Source organism: Bacteroidota bacterium, from assembly GCA_030706745.1.
Taxonomy (GTDB): domain Bacteria; phylum Bacteroidota; class Ignavibacteria; order Palsa-1295; family Palsa-1295; genus PALSA-1295.
On the sequence record JAUZNX010000003.1, the window covers coordinates 64,366 to 84,254 of the forward strand.

20 protein-coding genes are annotated in these 19,889 nt (G+C 54.6%); 12 read left to right on the top strand and 8 right to left on the bottom strand.

Annotated features, from left to right (window positions below):
• Window positions 1-27 precede the first annotated feature (27 nt).
• The 3 genes from Q8902_05030 (at window position 28) to Q8902_05040 (ending at window position 3,900) form a co-directional block, all read left to right on the top strand.
• A complete protein-coding gene (locus tag Q8902_05030; GenBank protein MDP4198917.1) occupies window positions 28-1,452 on the top strand; it encodes a DUF455 family protein in 1,425 nt (474 codons plus the stop codon).
• A 105-nt stretch (window positions 1,453-1,557) separates the two neighbouring features.
• Window positions 1,558-3,387, top strand: a complete 1,830-nt coding sequence (locus tag Q8902_05035; protein ID MDP4198918.1) for a hypothetical protein — start codon at window positions 1,558-1,560, stop codon at window positions 3,385-3,387.
• Between the two features lie 9 nt (window positions 3,388-3,396).
• Window positions 3,397-3,900, top strand: coding sequence for a T9SS type A sorting domain-containing protein (locus Q8902_05040; protein ID MDP4198919.1), 504 nt, complete (start codon window positions 3,397-3,399; stop codon window positions 3,898-3,900).
• Between the two features lie 85 nt (window positions 3,901-3,985).
• Here the strand turns inward: Q8902_05040 and Q8902_05045 are convergent, their stop codons facing one another.
• From Q8902_05045 to hpnC, 4 genes are read right to left on the bottom strand one after another with little or no spacing between them, the layout of a single operon-like run.
• Window positions 3,986-5,254, bottom strand: coding sequence for a hypothetical protein (locus Q8902_05045; protein MDP4198920.1), 1,269 nt, complete (start codon window positions 5,252-5,254; stop codon window positions 3,986-3,988).
• Between the two features lie 11 nt (window positions 5,255-5,265).
• Window positions 5,266-5,817, bottom strand: a complete 552-nt coding sequence (gene ruvC, locus Q8902_05050; GenBank protein ID MDP4198921.1) for a crossover junction endodeoxyribonuclease RuvC — start codon at window positions 5,815-5,817, stop codon at window positions 5,266-5,268.
• 4 nt (window positions 5,818-5,821) lie between these two features.
• Window positions 5,822-6,706 carry a presqualene diphosphate synthase HpnD gene (hpnD, locus tag Q8902_05055; GenBank protein ID MDP4198922.1) on the bottom strand — a complete coding sequence of 295 codons (885 nt, stop codon included), beginning with the start codon at window positions 6,704-6,706 and terminating at the stop codon, window positions 5,822-5,824.
• A complete protein-coding gene (hpnC, locus tag Q8902_05060) occupies window positions 6,703-7,557 on the bottom strand; it encodes a squalene synthase HpnC (GenBank protein MDP4198923.1) in 855 nt (284 codons plus the stop codon). The genes hpnD and hpnC overlap by 4 nt, the downstream gene beginning before the upstream one ends.
• Window positions 7,558-7,623: 66 nt before the next feature.
• Between hpnC and Q8902_05065 the strand changes: the two genes are divergently transcribed.
• Genes Q8902_05065 through Q8902_05075 form a run of 3 tightly spaced genes read left to right on the top strand, consistent with a single transcriptional unit; the run spans window position 7,624 to window position 10,376 of the window.
• Window positions 7,624-8,835 (top strand): COX15/CtaA family protein, encoded by a 1,212-nt coding sequence (locus Q8902_05065; GenBank protein ID MDP4198924.1) that lies wholly within the window; start codon window positions 7,624-7,626, stop codon window positions 8,833-8,835.
• A 1-nt stretch (window position 8,836) separates the two neighbouring features.
• Window positions 8,837-9,742: a heme o synthase gene (gene cyoE, locus Q8902_05070; protein MDP4198925.1), complete on the top strand. Its 906-nt coding sequence runs from the start codon at window positions 8,837-8,839 to the stop codon at window positions 9,740-9,742.
• A gap of 31 nt (window positions 9,743-9,773) precedes the next feature.
• Window positions 9,774-10,376 (top strand): hypothetical protein, encoded by a 603-nt coding sequence (locus Q8902_05075; GenBank protein MDP4198926.1) that lies wholly within the window; start codon window positions 9,774-9,776, stop codon window positions 10,374-10,376.
• A gap of 4 nt (window positions 10,377-10,380) precedes the next feature.
• Here Q8902_05075 and Q8902_05080 read toward each other — a convergent pair whose 3' ends face one another.
• Window positions 10,381-12,138: an ABC transporter ATP-binding protein gene (locus Q8902_05080; protein ID MDP4198927.1), complete on the bottom strand. Its 1,758-nt coding sequence runs from the start codon at window positions 12,136-12,138 to the stop codon at window positions 10,381-10,383.
• Between the two features lie 201 nt (window positions 12,139-12,339).
• Between Q8902_05080 and Q8902_05085 the strand changes: the two genes are divergently transcribed.
• Genes Q8902_05085 through Q8902_05095 form a run of 3 tightly spaced genes read left to right on the top strand, consistent with a single transcriptional unit; the run spans window position 12,340 to window position 16,056 of the window.
• Window positions 12,340-14,484, top strand: coding sequence for a glycosyltransferase (locus Q8902_05085; GenBank protein MDP4198928.1), 2,145 nt, complete (start codon window positions 12,340-12,342; stop codon window positions 14,482-14,484).
• A gap of 44 nt (window positions 14,485-14,528) precedes the next feature.
• Complete coding sequence (locus Q8902_05090; protein ID MDP4198929.1) at window positions 14,529-15,680, top strand: glycosyltransferase family 9 protein; 1,152 nt, start codon at window positions 14,529-14,531, stop codon at window positions 15,678-15,680.
• A 49-nt stretch (window positions 15,681-15,729) separates the two neighbouring features.
• Entirely contained in the window at window positions 15,730-16,056 is a 327-nt protein-coding gene (locus Q8902_05095) for a hypothetical protein (protein MDP4198930.1), read from the top strand.
• Between the two features lie 8 nt (window positions 16,057-16,064).
• Here Q8902_05095 and Q8902_05100 read toward each other — a convergent pair whose 3' ends face one another.
• A complete protein-coding gene (locus tag Q8902_05100; protein MDP4198931.1) occupies window positions 16,065-16,271 on the bottom strand; it encodes a hypothetical protein in 207 nt (68 codons plus the stop codon).
• 129 nt (window positions 16,272-16,400) lie between these two features.
• Between Q8902_05100 and ffh the strand changes: the two genes are divergently transcribed.
• The 3 genes from ffh (at window position 16,401) to Q8902_05115 (ending at window position 18,657) form a co-directional block, all read left to right on the top strand.
• Window positions 16,401-17,741, top strand: coding sequence for a signal recognition particle protein (gene ffh / locus Q8902_05105; GenBank protein MDP4198932.1), 1,341 nt, complete (start codon window positions 16,401-16,403; stop codon window positions 17,739-17,741).
• A 221-nt stretch (window positions 17,742-17,962) separates the two neighbouring features.
• Window positions 17,963-18,385 (top strand): hypothetical protein, encoded by a 423-nt coding sequence (locus tag Q8902_05110; GenBank protein ID MDP4198933.1) that lies wholly within the window; start codon window positions 17,963-17,965, stop codon window positions 18,383-18,385.
• Between the two features lie 101 nt (window positions 18,386-18,486).
• Window positions 18,487-18,657, top strand: coding sequence for a hypothetical protein (locus Q8902_05115; protein MDP4198934.1), 171 nt, complete (start codon window positions 18,487-18,489; stop codon window positions 18,655-18,657).
• Here Q8902_05115 and Q8902_05120 read toward each other — a convergent pair whose 3' ends face one another.
• Window positions 18,658-19,116 (bottom strand): GxxExxY protein, encoded by a 459-nt coding sequence (locus Q8902_05120; GenBank protein MDP4198935.1) that lies wholly within the window; start codon window positions 19,114-19,116, stop codon window positions 18,658-18,660. It lies immediately after the preceding gene.
• A gap of 193 nt (window positions 19,117-19,309) precedes the next feature.
• Window positions 19,310-19,498, bottom strand: coding sequence for a hypothetical protein (locus Q8902_05125; protein ID MDP4198936.1), 189 nt, complete (start codon window positions 19,496-19,498; stop codon window positions 19,310-19,312).
• Window positions 19,499-19,889 lie beyond the last annotated feature (391 nt).

Sequence of the window (19,889 nt, forward strand, 5' to 3'; positions counted from 1 at the left end):
GAAGGCTATTATTATGTTGCTGACCCCATGCAAACCAACGGTCGAACCAACAACTCAAACGGTCAAACGGACATGCATTGGTCTAATGCTCCCGAGCTACGTGGTACTGGAGCACCGCTCGCTAACTATAACTTCCCGAAAGACTTACGCCGATTAGGTGGCGACTTCACCGTGGAGGAGTGCCAGCAACGGCTGCTCCGCTTTTTTCTGTTCGAACGCAACATGCTTCGGGCACTGGCGGGCTGGATTATCGGCACGCCCGAGTTCGAAGTCAAGGTCGAGTATGGCCGTCATGTCTTCTGGCACGCGGAGGCTGGTATGAAGCTCCGCACCCGCCTGGCTGAACTTCGTATCGCCGAGGAGACGACCGACGCTTTCGATGCCGATGACATCGCCGAATTCTTCGCCGAACTCCTGCACGCCGAGACTCCTGCGCATTTCCTCGCCGCCATGTATGGCGTCCTGTTGCCCGCAATGAAGCTTGCGTATCAGGAGCACGCCGCCCACACCGATCAAGTTGCCGATGCCCCGACGCTCCGGTGCATCCGCCACATCCTTTTCGATTACGATGATATGATCGCTTGGGGGAGCGGGGCGATTGAAGCTTACGTGCAAGGTGGATACGACTTGTCCGCGCTCCACCAGTGGCAGTACCACACCGCGAAACTGCTCCGTTCGTTTGGTGGCGTGACTGCTATGGCCAGGAAAGGGCCGCGACCCGGCCAATTACGCTCCCTGGGCAAAGCACCCTTCGAACGATCTCTCATTGCCACTCGCGACCCACGCTTTACCACGTTCGATAATACCTACGAGTACCAGGAGGCTGATGAAGCGGCCACGCTGAAAGGGGGCATCGCTTACGAAACCGAGTTCGATAAGACAAGACTCAATCTTGTCCGCTCTCAGAGAGACGAGATCGACGCCATCGAAACATTCGGCAACGTCCTTTATGAGATTCGACCAACGGCCACCACCTCGGTTCCATTTGGATTCGATTACGACATCGCCCATATTATCTGGGACGAAACCCGGCACACCGAGCTTGGGCACAAAGCTCTGGAGGCACTCGGATACAATCCCTACGACTTGCTCAACCGGCTACTTGGCATTAAAGTACGTACCAAGATGCCGCCGCTCTATGCTTTGGCCGAGATTAATCTGTTTGGCGAGGCCAATATCGTTCAGGAGTGTCTGCGATATGCACGCGAAGCATACGAACGAGGCGACGACCTCACTGGGCGCATCTTCGATTTCGTCAATGCCGACGAGAGGACGCATTTAGCTAAGGGCGTATACTGGCTCCGGCACTTCTTTCAGACCGACTCCGTACAGGAGATCGAGCAAAAGACCAAGACCATCGCAATCGAGCGGCTCCTCGAACTCGGGATTATCAATCACGAGGTCGCCCTCACGATCTCGCACCGGGATTTGGCGAAGATCATTGGGGAATAGAACCTGGCGCGATAGGTCACAAATCAGTCCCACTGGAATCCCTTGCGCATGCAATTTGCTTGCGGATTGCGTATCTTTGTGGTTTCTATAACAATTCTCAATCCTATGAAACTTCGCATTCTTGCCGCGGGCGTTTTGCTCGCTTTCTTATCTCTGAATTCCACGGCATTCGCTCAGTCGGCGAGTGCTTCCGGCATGTTTAGCGTGCAGGGGCGGCTCACGAACTTGAGCGGTGCGGCCATCGCAGATGGCTCGCATCGCATTACAAGCAGTCTTTATGTCAAAGGGAATGCCACAGCCATTTACACTGAGACGGATACCGTCAATACCTTAGACGGTGTTTTCACAGTTCTTCTTGGCGCAAAAGGAACATTGACCCTCGATGCGACCACGAAGTATGAAGTGGGGATCGCACTCGATGGCGCAGCTGAACTGGCCCCACACATCGCACTAGCCTCCGCGCCACGCGCAATAACGGCGCTGGTCGCGGATACGACGCAAGTGGCAAATAGTCTCAGCGCGAGCGCTATTAGCGGACTCGCCGCTACGTTGGGCTCCAATGTTGTTACGAGTGTCAATGGCCAGCGTGGCGCCGTGACCATCTTGGGCGGCGGTAACCTTAATGTGAATTCCTCCAGTGATACCATTCAACTGAGTTTCGCCGGTTCGGGTGGTGGATTAATTCTGCCGTATGTCGATACCGCGGCATCGGCCATTGGCAGCCTTTTCTCGATTGACAATACTTCGACCGGCACGGCTGCAACGTTTACGAATACTGGGACCGGTAACGGCTTGCGCGTTCAGGCTAAAAGCGGCTCTGCCATCAGTGCACAATCGAATGGGACGGCGGCAACGATCGATGTGGCAAATACTGGTGGCTTGGCGATCAATGCACTTTCGACAACGGCGAGCGCATTTTCAGCCACAACCAACGCCGGTGAAATCGCCGCCCTCATGCTGAGAAACTCTGGGAGTGGCAGCGGACGCGTTTTGCTTGCAAGCAATTCCAATGGAGCGACGATCCTCGACGCGACGAATATCGGCACGACGATCGCCGCTTCGGATACTTCGCGAGCGTCCTTTGCCGTTTTGAAGCTCCAGAACCGCGCGGCGAATGGCAACAATCTCCTTGTTGGAATGGACTCATTGGGCAACGGTGTGTTCACCCTGTCATCGACTGGCGCCGCAAATCTGAAGTCCTCGGCGGCAACAGCATTAAATGTTAATGCAGCATCTGGAATTGCGGTAAATGCCACTGGTTATAACCCAAATGGACCTGCCCTGCAAATTATGAATACTGCGCTTCCATCAACGCCTGGCGCAATTATTCTTGCGGCAAGGGATTCCGGTGGCGCGACGGTCATGAAGGTTGCAGCAAACGGGACGACTTCGCTCTCTTCCTCGAGCAGCATGGCATTGAACGTAGCCGCCAAGAATGCCGCTGGAGCCGCCGCACAGATGCAAAATACTTCCTCGGCATCGGCCTCGGCATTAATCGCAAAGGATTCGACTGGAAATACTATCCTGAATGCGGCCGGTAACGGATCCACGTTGGCGAGTTACAGTGGTGCCGCTCATGTCGTGCTTAATGTCACTCCTCCTGGTGTCACAATCACGGCGACCGGAACGACCGGCGGAACGGCGCTCTACGATTCGACAAGTTCCGGCAATACCGCGGCAAGATTTGCTGGTGGGATACAAATTGCGGGACCAGTCGGGACCGGGACGATCCTCACTGGCAATGGATCGGCTACGATCTCGAATCCGTACGTGAAGGCAAATTCCATTATCTTTTTGACTGTTGCCTCGAATGCCGCGAGCATTGTTCCGATTCATGTTGCCAGCGTAACCAACGGTTCGTTTGCGGTTGCCTTGATTGGGGTCGGGTCGCTCGCCAATGATCTTTCGTTTAACTATCTCATTATTAATCAATAAGTTACGGCCATGAACTTAAAGCTAATCATAGGTGCATTGTTACTCGTCTCCGGGGCGAGTACTGCCGATGCGCAGGTAATGCTTCAAAAGGCCGTTATTGCGGCTGGCGGAGGAGCCTCGGCAAGCGTGACCACTCGATCGAATATCACGATTGGTCAGGCTGTGACCGGCACGGCATCGAACAGTACAACGCGGGGCCAGTTTGGATTCTGGATGGGTGCGCCTCTCGCATCCTTCGTAACACCGGAGACGCGAGGCTTCGATCTCCAGATTCAGGCATGGCCGAATCCGGCTAGCAGCCAGTGTCAAATCACCGTGACTTCTGCCACCTCACGCGATCTGGACATTCGTCTCTTTGATCTCACGGGTAAGGAAATGAAGGTCGTGTTCACGGGGATGAACAACGGTCAGCCAATCCCGCTAAGCGTGTCGGACCTTCCGAGTGGCTCCTATATACTCGCGGCGCGGGTACCAGGTGAGTTAATCGAGAAGCAGATCTCAGTAGTCCGATAACAGGACTGAGCGGGTTTTCTAAACCCTCGTCGCTTTCCTGGGTTTCAAAATAAGGGGGCAAGCCAGCCGGCTTGCCCTCTTATTGTTAGAAGTGGTATGACCCACTGACAAGCGGAATGACATCGAACGTGGTGTTGAAGACGTACTCCCCCAAGGTCGGCAAGGCATGGTATCCGCCCTTGTATAAGGAGAAGACGACGCCGACATCAATGGTAAAGTCGTTCTCAAAATAGCGAACGGAAAAGACGGTAGGGACAATGCCGAAATCCCCGATGAATGCGAACTCGATAGCGGCCTTGAGGTTCTCGCCCACGCGCATATCCCCGGCCACGACCACAACGGGATTGGAATGTGTAAACGGAATGCCCGCGCTATCGGTGGACTGATAGCCAATACCGCCCAAGACCGTGAGTTCGGATTCCCATGTGCCGTAGGTTGCGGCAAGAAATGGGAATGCAATGCGATTGGCCTTGGTCACATAGGAATACACGCCCTGGGCGCCCGCCGCCAGCGTAAAGAGTGGCGAGGCATACGGGGTGATCTTCATGCCCGCCGTCGCGGTGCTGATGGTCGTCGGCAAGAACGGTGCGAATAGGCCGCCGCCATTGAGACTGAGCCAGTCGGTCACACCGTAGTTGAGTTGAAGTCCGGCGACAAGGTAGTCCATAAGGAAGATGTGCTGGCTTCCGAAGGCCCGTGCGGTCGGCGTGAGGAAGTCCTGCGAGGTGAGCGGGTCTTTAGACGTGATATAGGTGTTGGTCTGGAAGACATCCCGTCGGTCGTTTTGTCCCGACCAATTCTCGACGAACTCGAGATCGGGATACTTGAAGAAGAGATTGCCATAGCCGGTGGCGAGAATGACGTGGGCGGAATCATCGAAGAGATAGCGTCGGCCCTTGAAGAGATTGTGATCTCTGGTCGCGACGGTTGAGGTATCGGGGAGCTTAGGCCGGTTCAGAAATCGTGCGAGGTTATACTTGGATTCGTCGCCAGTGGTTCGGAGCGCCTCGCGTTTGAGGTCGTCCTTTTGCACCCAGTTATAACGATAGTCGATGGCATACGAAATAGCGGCGAGCGGAATCTCCAGGCGTCCGTATCGAGTCTCGGCAATGATGCGGTCTGGGAGTGGCCGCCCGAGCACGACGACATAGAATTGAGCAGAGTCCTGCATGACCAGTTTGACGTAGGAATCGGGGGTGAGTTCGTCAGGCCGGAGCTGGGAGTGTGCGGCCTCTGGGAAGACGGAGATACTGGCCAGGAACGACAGGCTGGCAAGCGAAAGGGTGACGAGGGTTCGAGTAATGACCATTCGGTTGACGACAGTTCGGTTAGCGACAGTTCGCAGCAGCTTCATTCGATAAAGGCTTATTTCTTAATACGATCCGGGTTCTCCAGGAGGAATTGCTTCCAGTTTTTCGCGCGGCCATTGGAGACCGACGTGCCTCTCGCAGCATGGGTGATGGCGACAGCCAACGCATCGTAGGCGTCCGGCAACTTGCGGTCGGTGGGTTCGAGTTTCAGGAGGCTCCGCACCATGAACTCGACTTGCTCTTTCGAGGCATTGCCATTGCCGACGACGGCCCGCTTGATCTCACGCGGGGAATACTCGGCAGTCGGAAGTTCCTTGAGCACCCCGGCGAGGATTGCCACACCTCTGGCGTGCCCAAGCTTCAGTGTGGACTGGACGTTCTTGTGGTAGAACGCGGACTCGATTGCCAGTTCATCCGGCGCGGTGCGTTCGATCACGGCGGCCAAGCGGGTGAAGATCGCTCGCAAGCGAAGCGGCAGCGTCGAGATGCGCTTGGACTCGACCGTCCCATACTCGATCACGATCATGGCGCTGCTGGAGCGTCCGGCGGTTTCAATCACGCCGTAGCCAGTCACGAGAGTGCCGGGGTCGATGCCGAGAATAATCATGCCTTCAAAAATAGCGAGCGGACCAATGCCGGAGCGCCAACAGGAGTTTGCGATGAGTGCTGACGCGTACCCGGCGATCGAACACGTGAAAATCCGCCAGCTCGATTTGTTGCAGTAGTTCGAAATAGATGGCGCGCATAATCTCAGCGGGGAACATCGTGCGGCGTTCGTCCGGGGCCAGCAACTCGCTTGCTAACGAATAATACTGCCTTGCTCGTGCCGCTTCGAACTTCATTAGTGCCACAAATTGTGGATTATACACTCCTCGTAATAACTCCACTTCGGAATACTCGAATCGTCTGAGGTCTTCCAGCGGCAAGTAGATGCGGCCCATATCAGCATCAACACGGAGATCGCGAATGATATTGGTAAGCTGAAGTGCCTTGCCAAGGGCAACCGCGTATTTTGGAGTGTTTTCAGACTCATAGCCGAACACTTCGATCGACATTAGGCCCACGACGCTGGCAACGGCATAACAGTATGCTTCAAGATTTTCGAACGTTTGATAACGGGAGTGCCGCAAGTCCATTTCGACCCCATCAATCAGCGTAGTGAGGTAGTGTTTCGGAATATCATATCGTTGAACGACTGGGGCGAGTCTCTGGAGAATTGGATGTGACGGCTGGCTGGCATAGCATCGTTCGACGTCCTCCCGCCAGGCGGCGATGGCTGATGTCGCGCTGCCTTCAGAGGACTCATCGACCAGATCGTCTGTGAACCGACAGAAATCGTAAATGCGACGCATGGCTTCGCGCTGCTCCCTCGGCAACAGTAAGAACCCATAGAGAAAGCTGCTCTGCTCGCGTTTCGGAAGCCTGCTTGCCGCGTCCATCAGCGGGCTAACAGCGATCGCCCGCGCTGAGTTTGATGCGATCAAACCTGCTCTCATCCGAGCGCCTTGAATAGGACCAATCGCCTCTCGCGTGGACTCAGCATGGGTCGCTGGTGGATTGTATCGCCTCCGATTGCTCTGATCTTTCCCAGCATAATCCATGCGCCGGCCAGAATCGCGCGGAGTTCATATCGCAGCCGTCCGGTAACCATCTCCGGCAGACGAGACCCGGATACAAGCAGGGACTCGATGCGATGGCATTGCTGAAGTACGAGCCGTGGAGCACTCGGCGAGTTGAGAATGTCTTCGCAACTCTTTAGCCCAAATAGGTTCATGTCTTCCTGCGGGAAGTAGCAACGAGTTTCTGAAAGATCGGCCTTTGCATCTTGCATGAAGTTTATGAGTTGCAGGGCGGTGCAGATGTCGTTTGAATAGCGCACCCGCTCCTCGTCCCTATATCCGAAGAGTGCGAGGACAAGTTGCCCGACCGGCTCGGCAGACCGCTGTGTATAGAAATGCAATTCTTGATATGTCTCAAAGCGTACCTCGCCGTGCGCATCGAACTCGAAGGCATCCAGTAATAGATCGAACGGCTTCCGAGACAGCGTGAAGGACTGGATCGTATGCTGGAGTGCGAGGAAGATAGGGGATGAGGGAGGGTCATACGAGGAGGCCTGACTTAGGTGCTCGCGCCATTCCGCCAGGAGGTGAAGTCGTTCATCTGGGTTGCGTCCTGGCAGGTCAGCGAAATCATCGGCGGTTCGCATGAAGGCATAGAGCGCATAGACATGCGGCCGCAATGCCTTAGGAACGAGAAATGATCCGACTGGAAAGTTTTCGTAATGCGACTGCGCGATGCGGCGGCATTCGTCGTACGCGGCTTTAATTTTCTGGTTTGGCCATGACATTGAAGCCATCAAAACTAAGCTGCCTCATTGCTCGTTTCTTCGTCCGCCTACGATCGTGCGCACATTATGAACCTCTATCTATCCAATCGCCTTCTCCATTTCTTTGCGGTTGTCATCTCCGCACTCTGCTTCTTGCTGCTATTTATTGGTGGACTCGTAACGAGCCACCAGGCGGGACTTTCGGTGCCGGACTGGCCGACGAGCTTCGGTTCTAGTATGTTCACATTCCCGATCAAAGACTGGATTGGCGGCATTTTTTTCGAGCATACTCACCGCTTGTTCGCGACGTTTGTCGGTTATCTCATTCTCGTCCAGGCGCTGATCTGGCAGTTTGATTTCAGGGGTCTATGGAAGCGTCTACTTTGGAGCGCTGCCGCTGTTGGGGCGGTCTACCTAATCATAAGCTTCTTCGATCTTGCCACGGAAGCTCTTGGGACTGGTCTTCCGGGAATTGCGTTTGCGGCGGCAATTCCGCTTGCCTTTTGTCTCGTTGTTTTGCTCTACATCGTTAGCGCATTGGTTTCGAGCAAGATGGATCACGTGTCACGGGACTCGAGCACCTCGGTGAGTCGCAGACTTTCTTGGTATGCACTGGCAGGAGTTGTATTGCAGGGGATTCTTGGCGGAATGACGGTATTATACTATCTCCCGGCTACGATTTCAAGCGCGCATGCCGGGCTCGGTCAGGCCGTCTTTTGTCTTACCCTCGCAATAGGGATCGTGTCCGGCAAACGCTGGAATGTGATTCGACCAAAGCGAGTGGACCGCGCACGATTTGGTATTCGAACGCTCTCGCTGCTGACCGTGATCGCGGTCTTTATTCAGTTGCTTATTGGAGCCGTAATGCGGCATACAGCGTCAGGTCTTGCCATTCCTACACTTCCGCTCGCTCCGAATGGAAGTCTGATTCCAGACTTCACATCGTTTGGAGTTGCGATTAACTTTACGCACCGCGTATGGGCCGTCGTAGTCACGCTATTGATGTTTGCATCGGCGCGGGCTGTGTTCCGATTTCATGCGAAGGAAAAGTCACTTGCCAAGGCGATGATGTTCGGAGTATTTCTTCTCGGCATCCAGATCGTGCTCGGTGCTATTGTCATTTGGACCAGCAAGGCCGTAACGCCGACGACACTTCACGTCTCCTGCGGCGCGGCCATCCTGGGTACAATGTTCTATATCATGTTGCTCAGTCGGCATTGGTACTCGGCGCCGGTCAACCAAGAAGCCGAAAGCATAGCCGAACGCAACGCTGAGTTTGTACCTGCCACCCAAAGTTGATATGGACTCCGCACTCCGAACTCCACCCACTGCGCTTGGCGATCATTTTGATTGGCGCCAACTCTTTCGTGATTTCTACGATCTCTCCAAACCTGGGATTGGATTCTATTCTTTGCTCACGACGGCTGCATCATTCTGGCTGGCTTCGCGAGATTTTAATACAATCCTCTTTATTCATACACTCATCGGTACAGGTCTGGTGACTTGTGGCGGGGGAGCACTGAACCAAGTTCTCGAAGTGGATGCGGACAGCCGTATGCGGCGGACTGAAAATCGCCCGCTGCCATCCGGTCGGATCTCGCTTCTGAGTGGACTCACTTTTGGGATTGCCACGTCGCTTATCGGGGCCATCTACCTCCTCGCATTTGCTGGTGCCTTGCCGGGTCTGCTCGCAATTATTTGCCTGGCCGGCTACCTCTTCGTTTATACCCCGCTAAAGAAAAAGACGCATCTCTCGACGCTGATTGGCGCTGTGCCGGGCGCCGTGCCAATTCTCATAGGCTGGGCAGCGGCTCGCGGTGAAATTGGATTAGCTGGCTGGGTGCTATTTGCGATTCTCTTTCTCTGGCAAATTCCACATTTTCTCGCAATTGCCTGGATGTACCGCAAGGATTATGCCCGAGCCGGATTCCCCATGCTCACGGTGATCGATCCCGAAGGGACACGGGCCGCATTTCAAGCAGTTAGTTACTCACTGGTACTGATTCCCGTCAGTTTGCTGCCATCATTGCTTCGACTGACCGGCCCGGTTTACTTCGTTGGTGCACTCCTCGCTGGCATTCTATTCGCACTCCAGGCTCTTCGGACGGCGAAATCACGGACCAATGCGTCCGCGAAGCAGCTCTTACTGGCTTCGATCGTGTATTTGCCGGTTGTTCTGGCGCTGATCGTGCTCGACAAAGTGTGATCCGTGCCGGCGTATTGCAGGGGACATGGTCATGTCAGACACACTCTTCGAAGAGTCAGGATTCGTGGCGCGGATTAATGGCGGCAGACCACTGGTCGATAACAGCCGGTTTGTTTTTTTCATCGGGCTAGCACTCGACTTGATGCTCTTTTCCGGGCTGATTGGCGCGTTCTATGTTCTGCGAGAAGGCGCAGCCAGTTGGCCGCCGCCGGATCTCGTTATACTCGATCTCCGAGTAGCTGAATCGGGTTCGAGTTGTCTATTGATTGCGAGTTTGCTGCTCGTACTTACCGTACGGGCGCAAAATAGAAATTCCCTGGGACTAATGCGAGCGAGCCTCGCAGCTGCGTTGCTTTTTTTACTTGCGACTCTGGCTATCGGTGTCGTGCAGTGGCGCTTCTATCTCGCATCAGGCGTTCCGATGCGAAGCGCATTCGGCATACTATTCTTGATCGTGACTGCGGTCTATTACGTTCACATTGCCGCATCCGCATCATATATTGCAGTCAAATATCGGGGGATGCTTCGCTGGAAACAGTATACGCGTTCCGGGGTCAGCTTGATGCACCTGGCGTCGTTCGTGGTCGCTATGTTTGTCGTCTGGCTTGGTCTGGTTGCAGTTGTATACTTCTAAGAAGTTAGGCCGTTTCCAGCGATTCCTCCAGAAGCTGACGGCGGTAGAGATCGTAATAGTGTCCTCCGAACTCAAGCAATTCGGCATGTGTACCGCGCTCGACGATGCGGCCGTGCTCGATCACAACAATGAGATCCGCCTCCTTCGCCGTTGAGGTTCGATGGCTGATCAATACCGTAGTGCGGGGAATGGGCTCGGCCCGAAGATTAGAAAGAATCCGCTCTTCTGTGGCAGTATCAACTGCCGACATTGCATCATCCAGAATGAGGATGCGTGGGTTGCGCGCGATGGCGCGAGCAATCGCCGTGCGCTGCTTTTGACCACCGGATAGAGTAATGCCACGTTCGCCGAGCATCGTCTGGAATTGCTCGGGAAACTCCATGATATTGTCATAGATATCCGCTGCCTTGGCTGCATCCTGCGCGCGTGCATGGACTGGGTGGGCATCTCCCGCGATGCCAAATCCGATGTTCTCCTCAATGGTCTCGGAAAAGAGGAATGGCTCCTGGGTAACGAATCCGATCGATCCGCGAAGCACTTCGAGTGGGATTGTTCTGAGTTCGTGGCCATCGACTGTGATCGAGCCGGTTGTGGGATCATACAGCCTCGCAAGCAGATCGACCAGGGTGGTCTTCCCGCTGCCAGTTCTGCCAATGATCGCCAGTGTGCTACCCTGCTCGATCCGCAATGACACATCTTCGAGTACGGCTGGCAATTCGGGGCGGTAGCGGAAACCAACGTTCCTAAACTCGATCGCGCCTGAGAGCGACGTAATCCGCATGTCGGTTCGATCGGAGTTCTTAATATCGGGTTCGGTCTCGAATAATTTGATGAGTCGCGCCATGCTGGCCGCCGCACGTTGCACCATGTTGGTGACCCAACCGAGTGCGATAAACGGCCAGGTCAACATTCCAAGATAAATTACGAATTGAGACAGCACTCCAATCGAGAGGGTGTGGTGCATGATCATGCGGCCACCCAAGAGGAGCAGTATCACGGTCGAAAGGCCCATGAAGGCGAAAATGATCGGCTGCATGAGGCCCTGAGTACGCACCAATCGCATATTCTTGTCATAGTACCCGGTTGCCAGCGCATTGAATACGCCTTCTTCATATCGCTCACGGACGTAGGCGCGCACAACGCGCATTCCGCTAATGCTCTCGGTCGTTCGTGCTGTCAGATCCGCAAAATGAGCCTGGACGGCGTCGAACAAGGGATGAACTTTGCGGCCAATAAAATAGACCGCGACAGACATCAATGGCAACGGCAGAACTGTCAGCAAGGCGAGTGTCGGCGAAAGGGCCAGCATATAGCCAAAGATCGCGATGAACGTTGCAAGCGTGTCGGCGGAATACATGATGCTCGGACCGACAAAGAAGCGGACAGCCTCGACATCGTTCGTTGAATAGGCCATGAGTTCACCCTGCGGAGTGTTCTGAAAAAACCGCATCGAAAGCCGTTCGACATGTGCAAGCAAGTCATTGCGGATGTCGTACTCGATGTGCCGGCTCGCAACAATGATATTCTGCCGGACTAAATAGTAGAAAAATCCGCTGATAAATGCGAACCCGACGATATATAACGCCTGCACCAACAGCGTTGAGGCTGTTGCCTTGCCGCTCGTCAGATCATTGATCGCAGTGCCAAAAAAGTGTGGCCACGCGACTTGGGCCGCGCTCGAGATTGCTACCAGAACGAAGCCCTTTAGGTACATCGCTCGGTATCGACTGAAATAGGGAATTAGACGCAAAAGCGATTTCATCGGGACTCAGAACACCAGATCATAGTGGAATATACTCCGCCACCGCCACCATCAGACAAAATTTCCGATTAGGACAATTAATGTTCGCGTTTTTTGGTTTACTATGTTTATGGCTTCAATCCAGAAGCACTTTCAATAGACAAGCTTGCCTCTCCGGCCATTGAATGCCGCAGTGATGAGGGCACGCGTTAAAAAGAGAATATGCCTGAAGACAACCAGACGGTAAATCCAACGGAAACCGCTACCGAGCATCGTGATCCCATGCTCCAGACTTCGTTGACATCATCCACCTCAGACGCCAATACCGGAAATCCGCCGGCTCCGATGGACCTTGCGGGACGACCGGTGGGCACCGAACTTCGCGACGATCCCTCGACTGAACCGATCCCTTCGAAATCTCCGGCTCCCGCCGCGACTGCCAGTAGCTACCGCGATATCATTGCAGAGCGTCTCGCGCGGCAAGGCCGGCCGAGTTCAGCCACGCGTCCAAGTGAGGGCCGAAGCCCAATGGCGCACTCTTCCGATGTGGAGCGGACAAGAGTACCAGAGATTCCACTGTCCGAGGCTGAGACACTCGCCAAAGTCCCAGAAGGAAATATACCGGAAGAAATTGAAGCTGCGACGCGCGCGCAGGAAATCAAACCCGAGACTTCGTCCCAGCAAGATGCACTTTCATCCAGCCGCGAGCGGGCCCGTCTTCGCCAATTAGAGCGAGCGGAACTCCGGCGGGCCGGTGCTCAGCGTCCTGCGCGCCCAATTGTCGAGGAGGAGCATGCCATCGGCGAAAGCGAAATGCCCGAGCAATTGGAGGAGACTTCGGTGCCGGAACCGATGCCAAAACTTGTTCGCGCCGAACGGCGCGAACCGATCGAACAGCCACGAGAAGCGCGGGAGGAAACTCGTGAGCCTCGGGAGGGCCGTTCGCGACAAGATCGTGGACCGCGTCCTGAGCGGGCTGCACGAGAGGACCGTGGGCCTCGCGAAGAGCGCTCCCCGAGAGAAGAACGCACGCCTCGTGAAGAGCGGGCCCCAAGAGAAGAACGCGTTCCAAGAGAAGAGCGTACTCGGGAGCCTCGTGGGCGTGAGGAACGACCGCAGCGTACGATTGAACCACGAGGCATCGAACCCCGGACCCGTGAGGAGCGCCCCGAACGGCAGCGCCGCGAGGAGCCAGTTCGTCAACAGCGTTCAATCGAACCGAAACCGGCGATCGCAGAGCTTGCGGGTGGTGAGCCGAAGCAGACCGAACGGACCTTCGAGTCGGCTCGTGCACTCGCCAACAAGACCGGAATTTCGGTCGTCATTCCGCTCTACAACGAACAGGATTCTTTGCGTGAGCTCACTGCGGCACTCAAACAGCAGTTGCTGCGCCTTGCCGGAGCCCGCTATGAGATTCTCTACATTAATGATGGATCCACAGATCGCTCGGGTGAAATTTTAGAAGATATTCTGGCGACCAGTTCGCGGGTTACGGTTCTTTCCTTCCGCCGAAATCTTGGGAAGTCCGCCGCCCTGGCCGCAGGATTTGCTGAAGCGCAGTATGGGATCGTCATTACAATGGACGCAGACCTTCAGGATGATCCGCGCGAATTTGTCAATTTGATCGCAAAGCTTGCCGAAGGCTACGATCTCATCAGCGGATGGAAGAAGAAGCGGCACGATCCGATGACCAAGACCGGACCGAGCAAATTCTTCAATACGATCACGAGCCTGTTCAGCGGGATCAAGCTCCATGATTTCAATTGTGGGCTGAAGGCATACCGCAAGGAAGTAACGGATAGTCTCAGCGTCTATGGCGAGATGCACCGCTATTTGCCGGCACTCGCTTATTGGCAGGGATTCCGCGTGACGGAGATTCCGGTAGTCCATCATCCACGCAAATTTGGTAAGTCTAAGTTCGGCTCAAGCCGTTTCTTCAAGGGCTTCCTCGATTTGATCACGATCGTCTTTACGAACCGCTATGGCCGTCGGCCCTTGCATTTGTTTGGTACGGTCGGGACCTTGCTTGGTTTTGCCGGACTCGTGATCGATGCCTGGGTTACCTACGATAAATTTGTTGGCGGCATTCCACTCTCAAATCGACCGGCATTGCTTCTTGGCGTGCTGCTGATTCTGGTTGGTGTCCAATTAGTATCGCTTGGTCTGCTTGGGGAGATGATCGTCAAGAACTCTTTTGTGCGGGGTGGCGGAAGCGGCTACCAGAAGCAGAAGGGACGACCCTCTGCCGAGGCGCAAGAGCGCCGCGCTTCGCGTGTCGCTCGTATGGGCCGCATCCCCGGACGTTCGCCACGCTCCGGTGGCAATCGTGAGCGGTCCCGCGAGGGTTCACGGGATAGACAGGTATAGCGTATAAATAGGACCTATCCAACCCTTTCGTCCTATCCCAGTCCATGCCTGAGGCCATGCTGTATCATGCAGATTGCCGCCACTTTCGCGGTGATATTCCGTGTGCTCCCAATAAACGAGAGGGAGTGCACTGCGAAGGATGCGCTTACTATGATCCGGTCAGTGAGAACGTCCTGATCATCAAGCTTGGCGCGGCTGGCGATGTGCTTCGTACAACTCCGTTGTTGCATCCTCTGAAGTTGGAGCACCCGAATGCTCGGATTTGGTGGCTGACTCAATCGCCCGAGCTCGTCCCGGGAAGTCACGTCGATCGCATTCTAAAATGGAGCACAGAGAGCCTTCAAACGCTCGATGGAATTCATTTTGCACGGCTCATTAATCTCGACAAAGATGCCCATGCGTGCGCCTTAGCCACACGACTAACAGCCGATCGCAAGGAAGGCTTTATTAATGGCAGTTTTGCGCAGGCCATGCCGGCAAATGACCGTGCCGTACCCAAGTTTCTAACCGGACTGTTCGATGATGTCAGCCTTGCCAACCGCAAGGACTACTTCACCGAATTGTTCGAGATTTGCGGCTATCGATACAACGGGGAGACCTATCTTCTCGATGCCGTAGCACCAATTTCATTTCCTGATCTCGATCTGTCATTGCCACTCATCGGGCTTAATACCGGTGCCGGCGCGCGTTGGACATCCCGACTCTGGTCTACGGACCAATGGATCGAGCTTGTCGAGTTAATCTTGGCTTCAGGCAAGGGCGTTCTGCTATTGGGCGGTCCCGATGAGGACGAACGAAATCGTGCGATCCACAAGGCAACTCGTGGAGGTGCGCAATACATTGGGTATTACCATTTGCGGGAATTCATCGCATTGATGGACCACTGCGAACTGGTCGTTACCGGCGTGACAATGGGGATGCACATCGCGTTAGCGCTTCGAAAAAAGACTGTCCTCATCAACAATATTTTCAATCCCTTCGAGTTTAGCGATCTGTTTGGCCTGGGCGAGATCGTGCAGCCGGATAAGCGGTGCATGTGCTATTTTCGCGGTCAGTGTGTCAATCCCGATTACTTCTGCCTCGATCATCTGCCCGCCAACAAGATACACGCGGCGATTGAGCGTGTCTCGTCCGGTCGGTTCAAGCAAGCGTCCCTGGATACTCCGGGGCTGATCCTTTCGAAGTTCGCTGCGTAACGGGCACCCGATTTGCTATTGGAAGAATCCAGATCGGAGGATTCAGCCAATGACGTATTTGTTTGGAGTCGCAATCATGATTGGCATTACTATGCTATGGATGAGGTTGCGCGGTACTCTGATACCATCGACGGGCTTTGCCGTCTTGCATGGCATTTTTGCAGTGGTCGCGTTGGTGATTATCATTGCCACCGTGGCCGATGGCGGTGCACGCTCGACCCATCTCGCCGCAGCCATGATACTCTTCAGTATCGCTACGCTGGGCGGATTGATTCTATTTCTTGGCTATCATATACGAAAACGCCCACTGCCGTTGGCACTGATGTGGGCACACGGCATTCTGGCGCTCATTGCGTTCTTTTGGATGGTCACCTGAGGCTCATCCTAATGCAGCGTATCCGGACGTACTGCCGTATCCGGCTTTGAGGGAGCCGGAGCCGCACCGCTTGGGGCTGGCGGAGGGGCAGTATAGGTCTGAGTCGAAGAGGATGAGTTTGTGGTCGAGCTTGAATCGTAGTTCAGTTGCTGGTCTTGCTTCGTGCAGGCCGCAAGAAACAGTAAGAGGGTGGTGCAGATGAAAAGTCGCTTCATAAGATAGGTATTGTTTTGCTTATCACCGTCACTGCAAAAAATTGACCAAGCCGCTCCGTCTCAAAGGCAACTGGCACAAAGGCCTCGTGCCTCGTGTTCCTGCTCCGCTAAAATTTCACAGGACAGATAATGTTTGAATCCCTCAGTTCACGCTTCGACGAACTCTACAAGAAAATCCGTGGCCAGGCACGCCTGAGCGAAGGAAATGTCGCGGAAATCTCCCGCGATATTCGTCGCGCGCTGCTCGACGCCGACGTGAATTACAAGGTCGCGAAGAAATTCGTCGATGACGTACAGGCCAAAGCGCTCGGCGCGGAGGTCTTGCGCTCGGTCAACCCCGAACAGCAGTTCATCAAGATCCTCTACGATGAGCTGGTGATGATGATGGGTGAGAGCACGCAGGAGATCAAGTTCTCTACGGACTTCCCGACCGTAATCATGATTTGCGGTCTGCAGGGCTCGGGCAAAACGACATTCACGGCGAAGCTCGGAAATCTCCTCAAAGGCAAAAACCGCAAGCCGCTTCTCATCGCTGCCGACATCTACCGTCCGGCCGCTATCGAGCAATTGAAATTACTCGGGGCACAGATTGATGTGCCAGTCTTTACGATCGATGGTGAAAAGAACGCCGTCAAGATCGCGGAGCAAGGAGTTCGATATGCGCGAGAGAACGCATACGAGACGGTCATCATCGATACGGCAGGACGGCTCTCGATCGATGAGGTGATGATGCAGGAGGTCGCCGACATTAAGTCGCGCGTCAAGCCGCACGAGATCCTGTTCGTATGCGATGCGATGACTGGTCAGGATGCCGTCACGACCGCAAAGACATTCCACGACAAGCTGAAATTCGATGGCATCGTACTGACCAAGCTCGATGGCGATGCTCGTGGGGGAGCGGCGCTTTCGATTCGCTCCGTCGTCGAAGAGCCGATCAAGTTTGTATCCACCGGTGAGAAGCTCGATGCGATCGAGACATTCCACCCGGACCGCATGGCTTCGCGCATTCTCGGCATGGGCGATGTCGTCTCGCTGGTCGAGCGCGCCGAAGCGCAGGTCTCTGCCGAGGAAGCCGCCAAGGTTGAGGAGAAGCTCCGCAAAAACGAGTTCACATTCGATGATTTCTTGGTGCAGCTTCAGCACATCAAGAAGATGGGCTCGCTCAAGGAAATCCTGGGGATGATTCCCGGCGTGAATGCCGCTGCGCTCGCCGAAGCCAACATCGACGAGAAATCATTTGCGCGCGTCGAAGCCATTGTTCACTCGATGACGAAAGAGGAGCGCCACTGGCCGCATATTCTCAGCGGACCCCGCCGCGCGCGCATTGCACTCGGCAGTGGGACGAGTGTGCAAGAGGTCAACCGGCTGGTCAAGCAGTTTGCCGATATGCAGAAGATGATGAAGAAACTCTCGCGAGGGAAGATGTCGAAGCAAGTGCGGGAGCTCGCCGGTATGAAATTGCCCGAATAGAACCTGGATTTCGCGGATTGAGGGTGGCGCAACCATGGTTGCGCCCGATTACGCGGACGATTTTCAGGATTTGGAACCTCGGTCAATAGCCCAGGGTGGAGCAGAGCGGAACCCTGGGATTCGGTTTAGTGGTGCGCCCCATTACAATTGAAACCTCCTGCCAAGACACTCCGTATGTCTTCTAGCATTCGCTTAGCATTCGCTTAACCAATCGTCACATTATGAAATCTGGTCTTAAATTCTTCGCGATCATCCTTACGCTCACGCTGACGCTTGCCCATACGAATAAGGCCAGCGCCCAACAAAAGCCGAGCGCGGATTCTGCCGCATTCGACGAGCAGCTCTCGCAGAAGATCAAACAGACCATCGACATCGCGATGAACGCGGCCTCCAAGGCCATGGTCATCGCGCAGCAAGAGCTGAAGCGGTCCGATTCCTCATTGCACTTGTCGGATTCCGCGCTCAAGCAATCCGATGAGGCAATCAAAAAAGGGAAAGCCGCGATGAAGGCTGCCGCGAATGCGCTCAAAAAGTCTGGCGCACTCGAGCGCGCGCAAAAATCTTTCGAAGGCGCCGCCAAGTCGTTCGAAGATGCGATGAAGGAGTTCGAAAAGGAATTCGAGAAGGAGATGCACGGGCAATAGGGGACACGGCCCTGATGGAGTTCGATGCGCCGAAGGCGCCGGGTACGTATGTGATTCGAATTTTGGGACTCGCCGGCGCGGTGCGACTGGTTGTCGAGTGAATGCCCCGATCCCCGAACAATCTCCCTGTCCAAGTAATCGCACTTGCGCTGAAGTTGCTCGCGCTCGGAATCGCGGTGCGTGGCGGCACGCTGCTTCTTGGTCGAGCGCATTTTATCGACGAGAAGAGCGTCAGAACTGTGATTCATGTGATTGGATTGATTGGCGCATGATTACTGCTTTGCTTCTCCCTGCATCGGGTGCTCAACAGCAGCAATCTCAGTTCGGACACGTGGTTTGTACTTCGCGTTACTCAGCCGGTGAAACTGCAGGCTGCGGGCTCCGAAATTGATGAGCAGTCCAGTCTTGATATTGTATGCTTCTAAATAGTTGATCGCTTGCGCCAAATGCACATCCTGCAACTCGATCAGCGCTTTCAATTCCACGGAGATGCGTTGCTCCACGAGAAAATCAACTCGACGCGTTCCAACGCGCTCTCCCTTAAAATAGATAGGCATCTCGTGCTCGCGGGAGAACGCGAGTCCTTCATCACGCATCTCGATGCCGAGCGACCGTTGGTACACGACTTCCTGAAATCCATTGCCGAGCGCTGCGTGAACCCGCATCGCACATCCGATGATGCGGCCAGTGAGTTCGCTATCGACATACGTAGGATCAATGTAGGATGCCATCTGAACTATGATTTATGTGATTGTAGTGATTGACGCATGAAGGAGGCCGGTGCATCAGAAATCATATCCCAATCAAACAAATCAGACGAATCACAGTTCAGATACTGGCGTCTAAACTGTGATTCGTTCGATTGGGCAATTACCTCAACGAGCGTCAAAGCCAATCATCGTTCAATCACGCAACTCACATAAATCACAGTTCAGATGCCCCCTCCACAATCCTAATCTCCTCCGCCGTCAGCCCGTAAAGCTGATACACCAGCTTGTCGATCTCCCCGTCCAAGTAATCGCACTTGCGCTGGAGCTGCTCGCGCTCGGACACGCGGTGCGCGGTGGCAAGCTGCTTCTTCGTCGCGAGCATTACCTGGAAGTTGTGAGCCATGAGAATACGAATGCCGCTAATAGATTTACGACGAAGGCAACGAGAACTGAAAGGATCAAAGAAATATATGGATGCGCCTGAATTCGCGTCCGCCAGCGGTAGTAAGCTTGCTGCCGCAGCTTACGAAGTTCCTTTTTTACATCGTGAATGAGATCCGTGGAAATGCCGCGCCGTCGCAATATCGAAGCACATGACTCGCACAGACTGGGACTGGCGGAGGAGTACACCACATCTGCGATGCTCCCACTCAAATCAAAAAGACAGCCACGAGTGGCTTCGTGAAGCATCTCGATTCGGTCGTCACTTGGAAGTCGACTCTTGTATGCTTTATAGGCCAGAACCGCCTCATATAAATTTCGCAAGATGAAGTTTTCAAAGTCAATATGTTCTG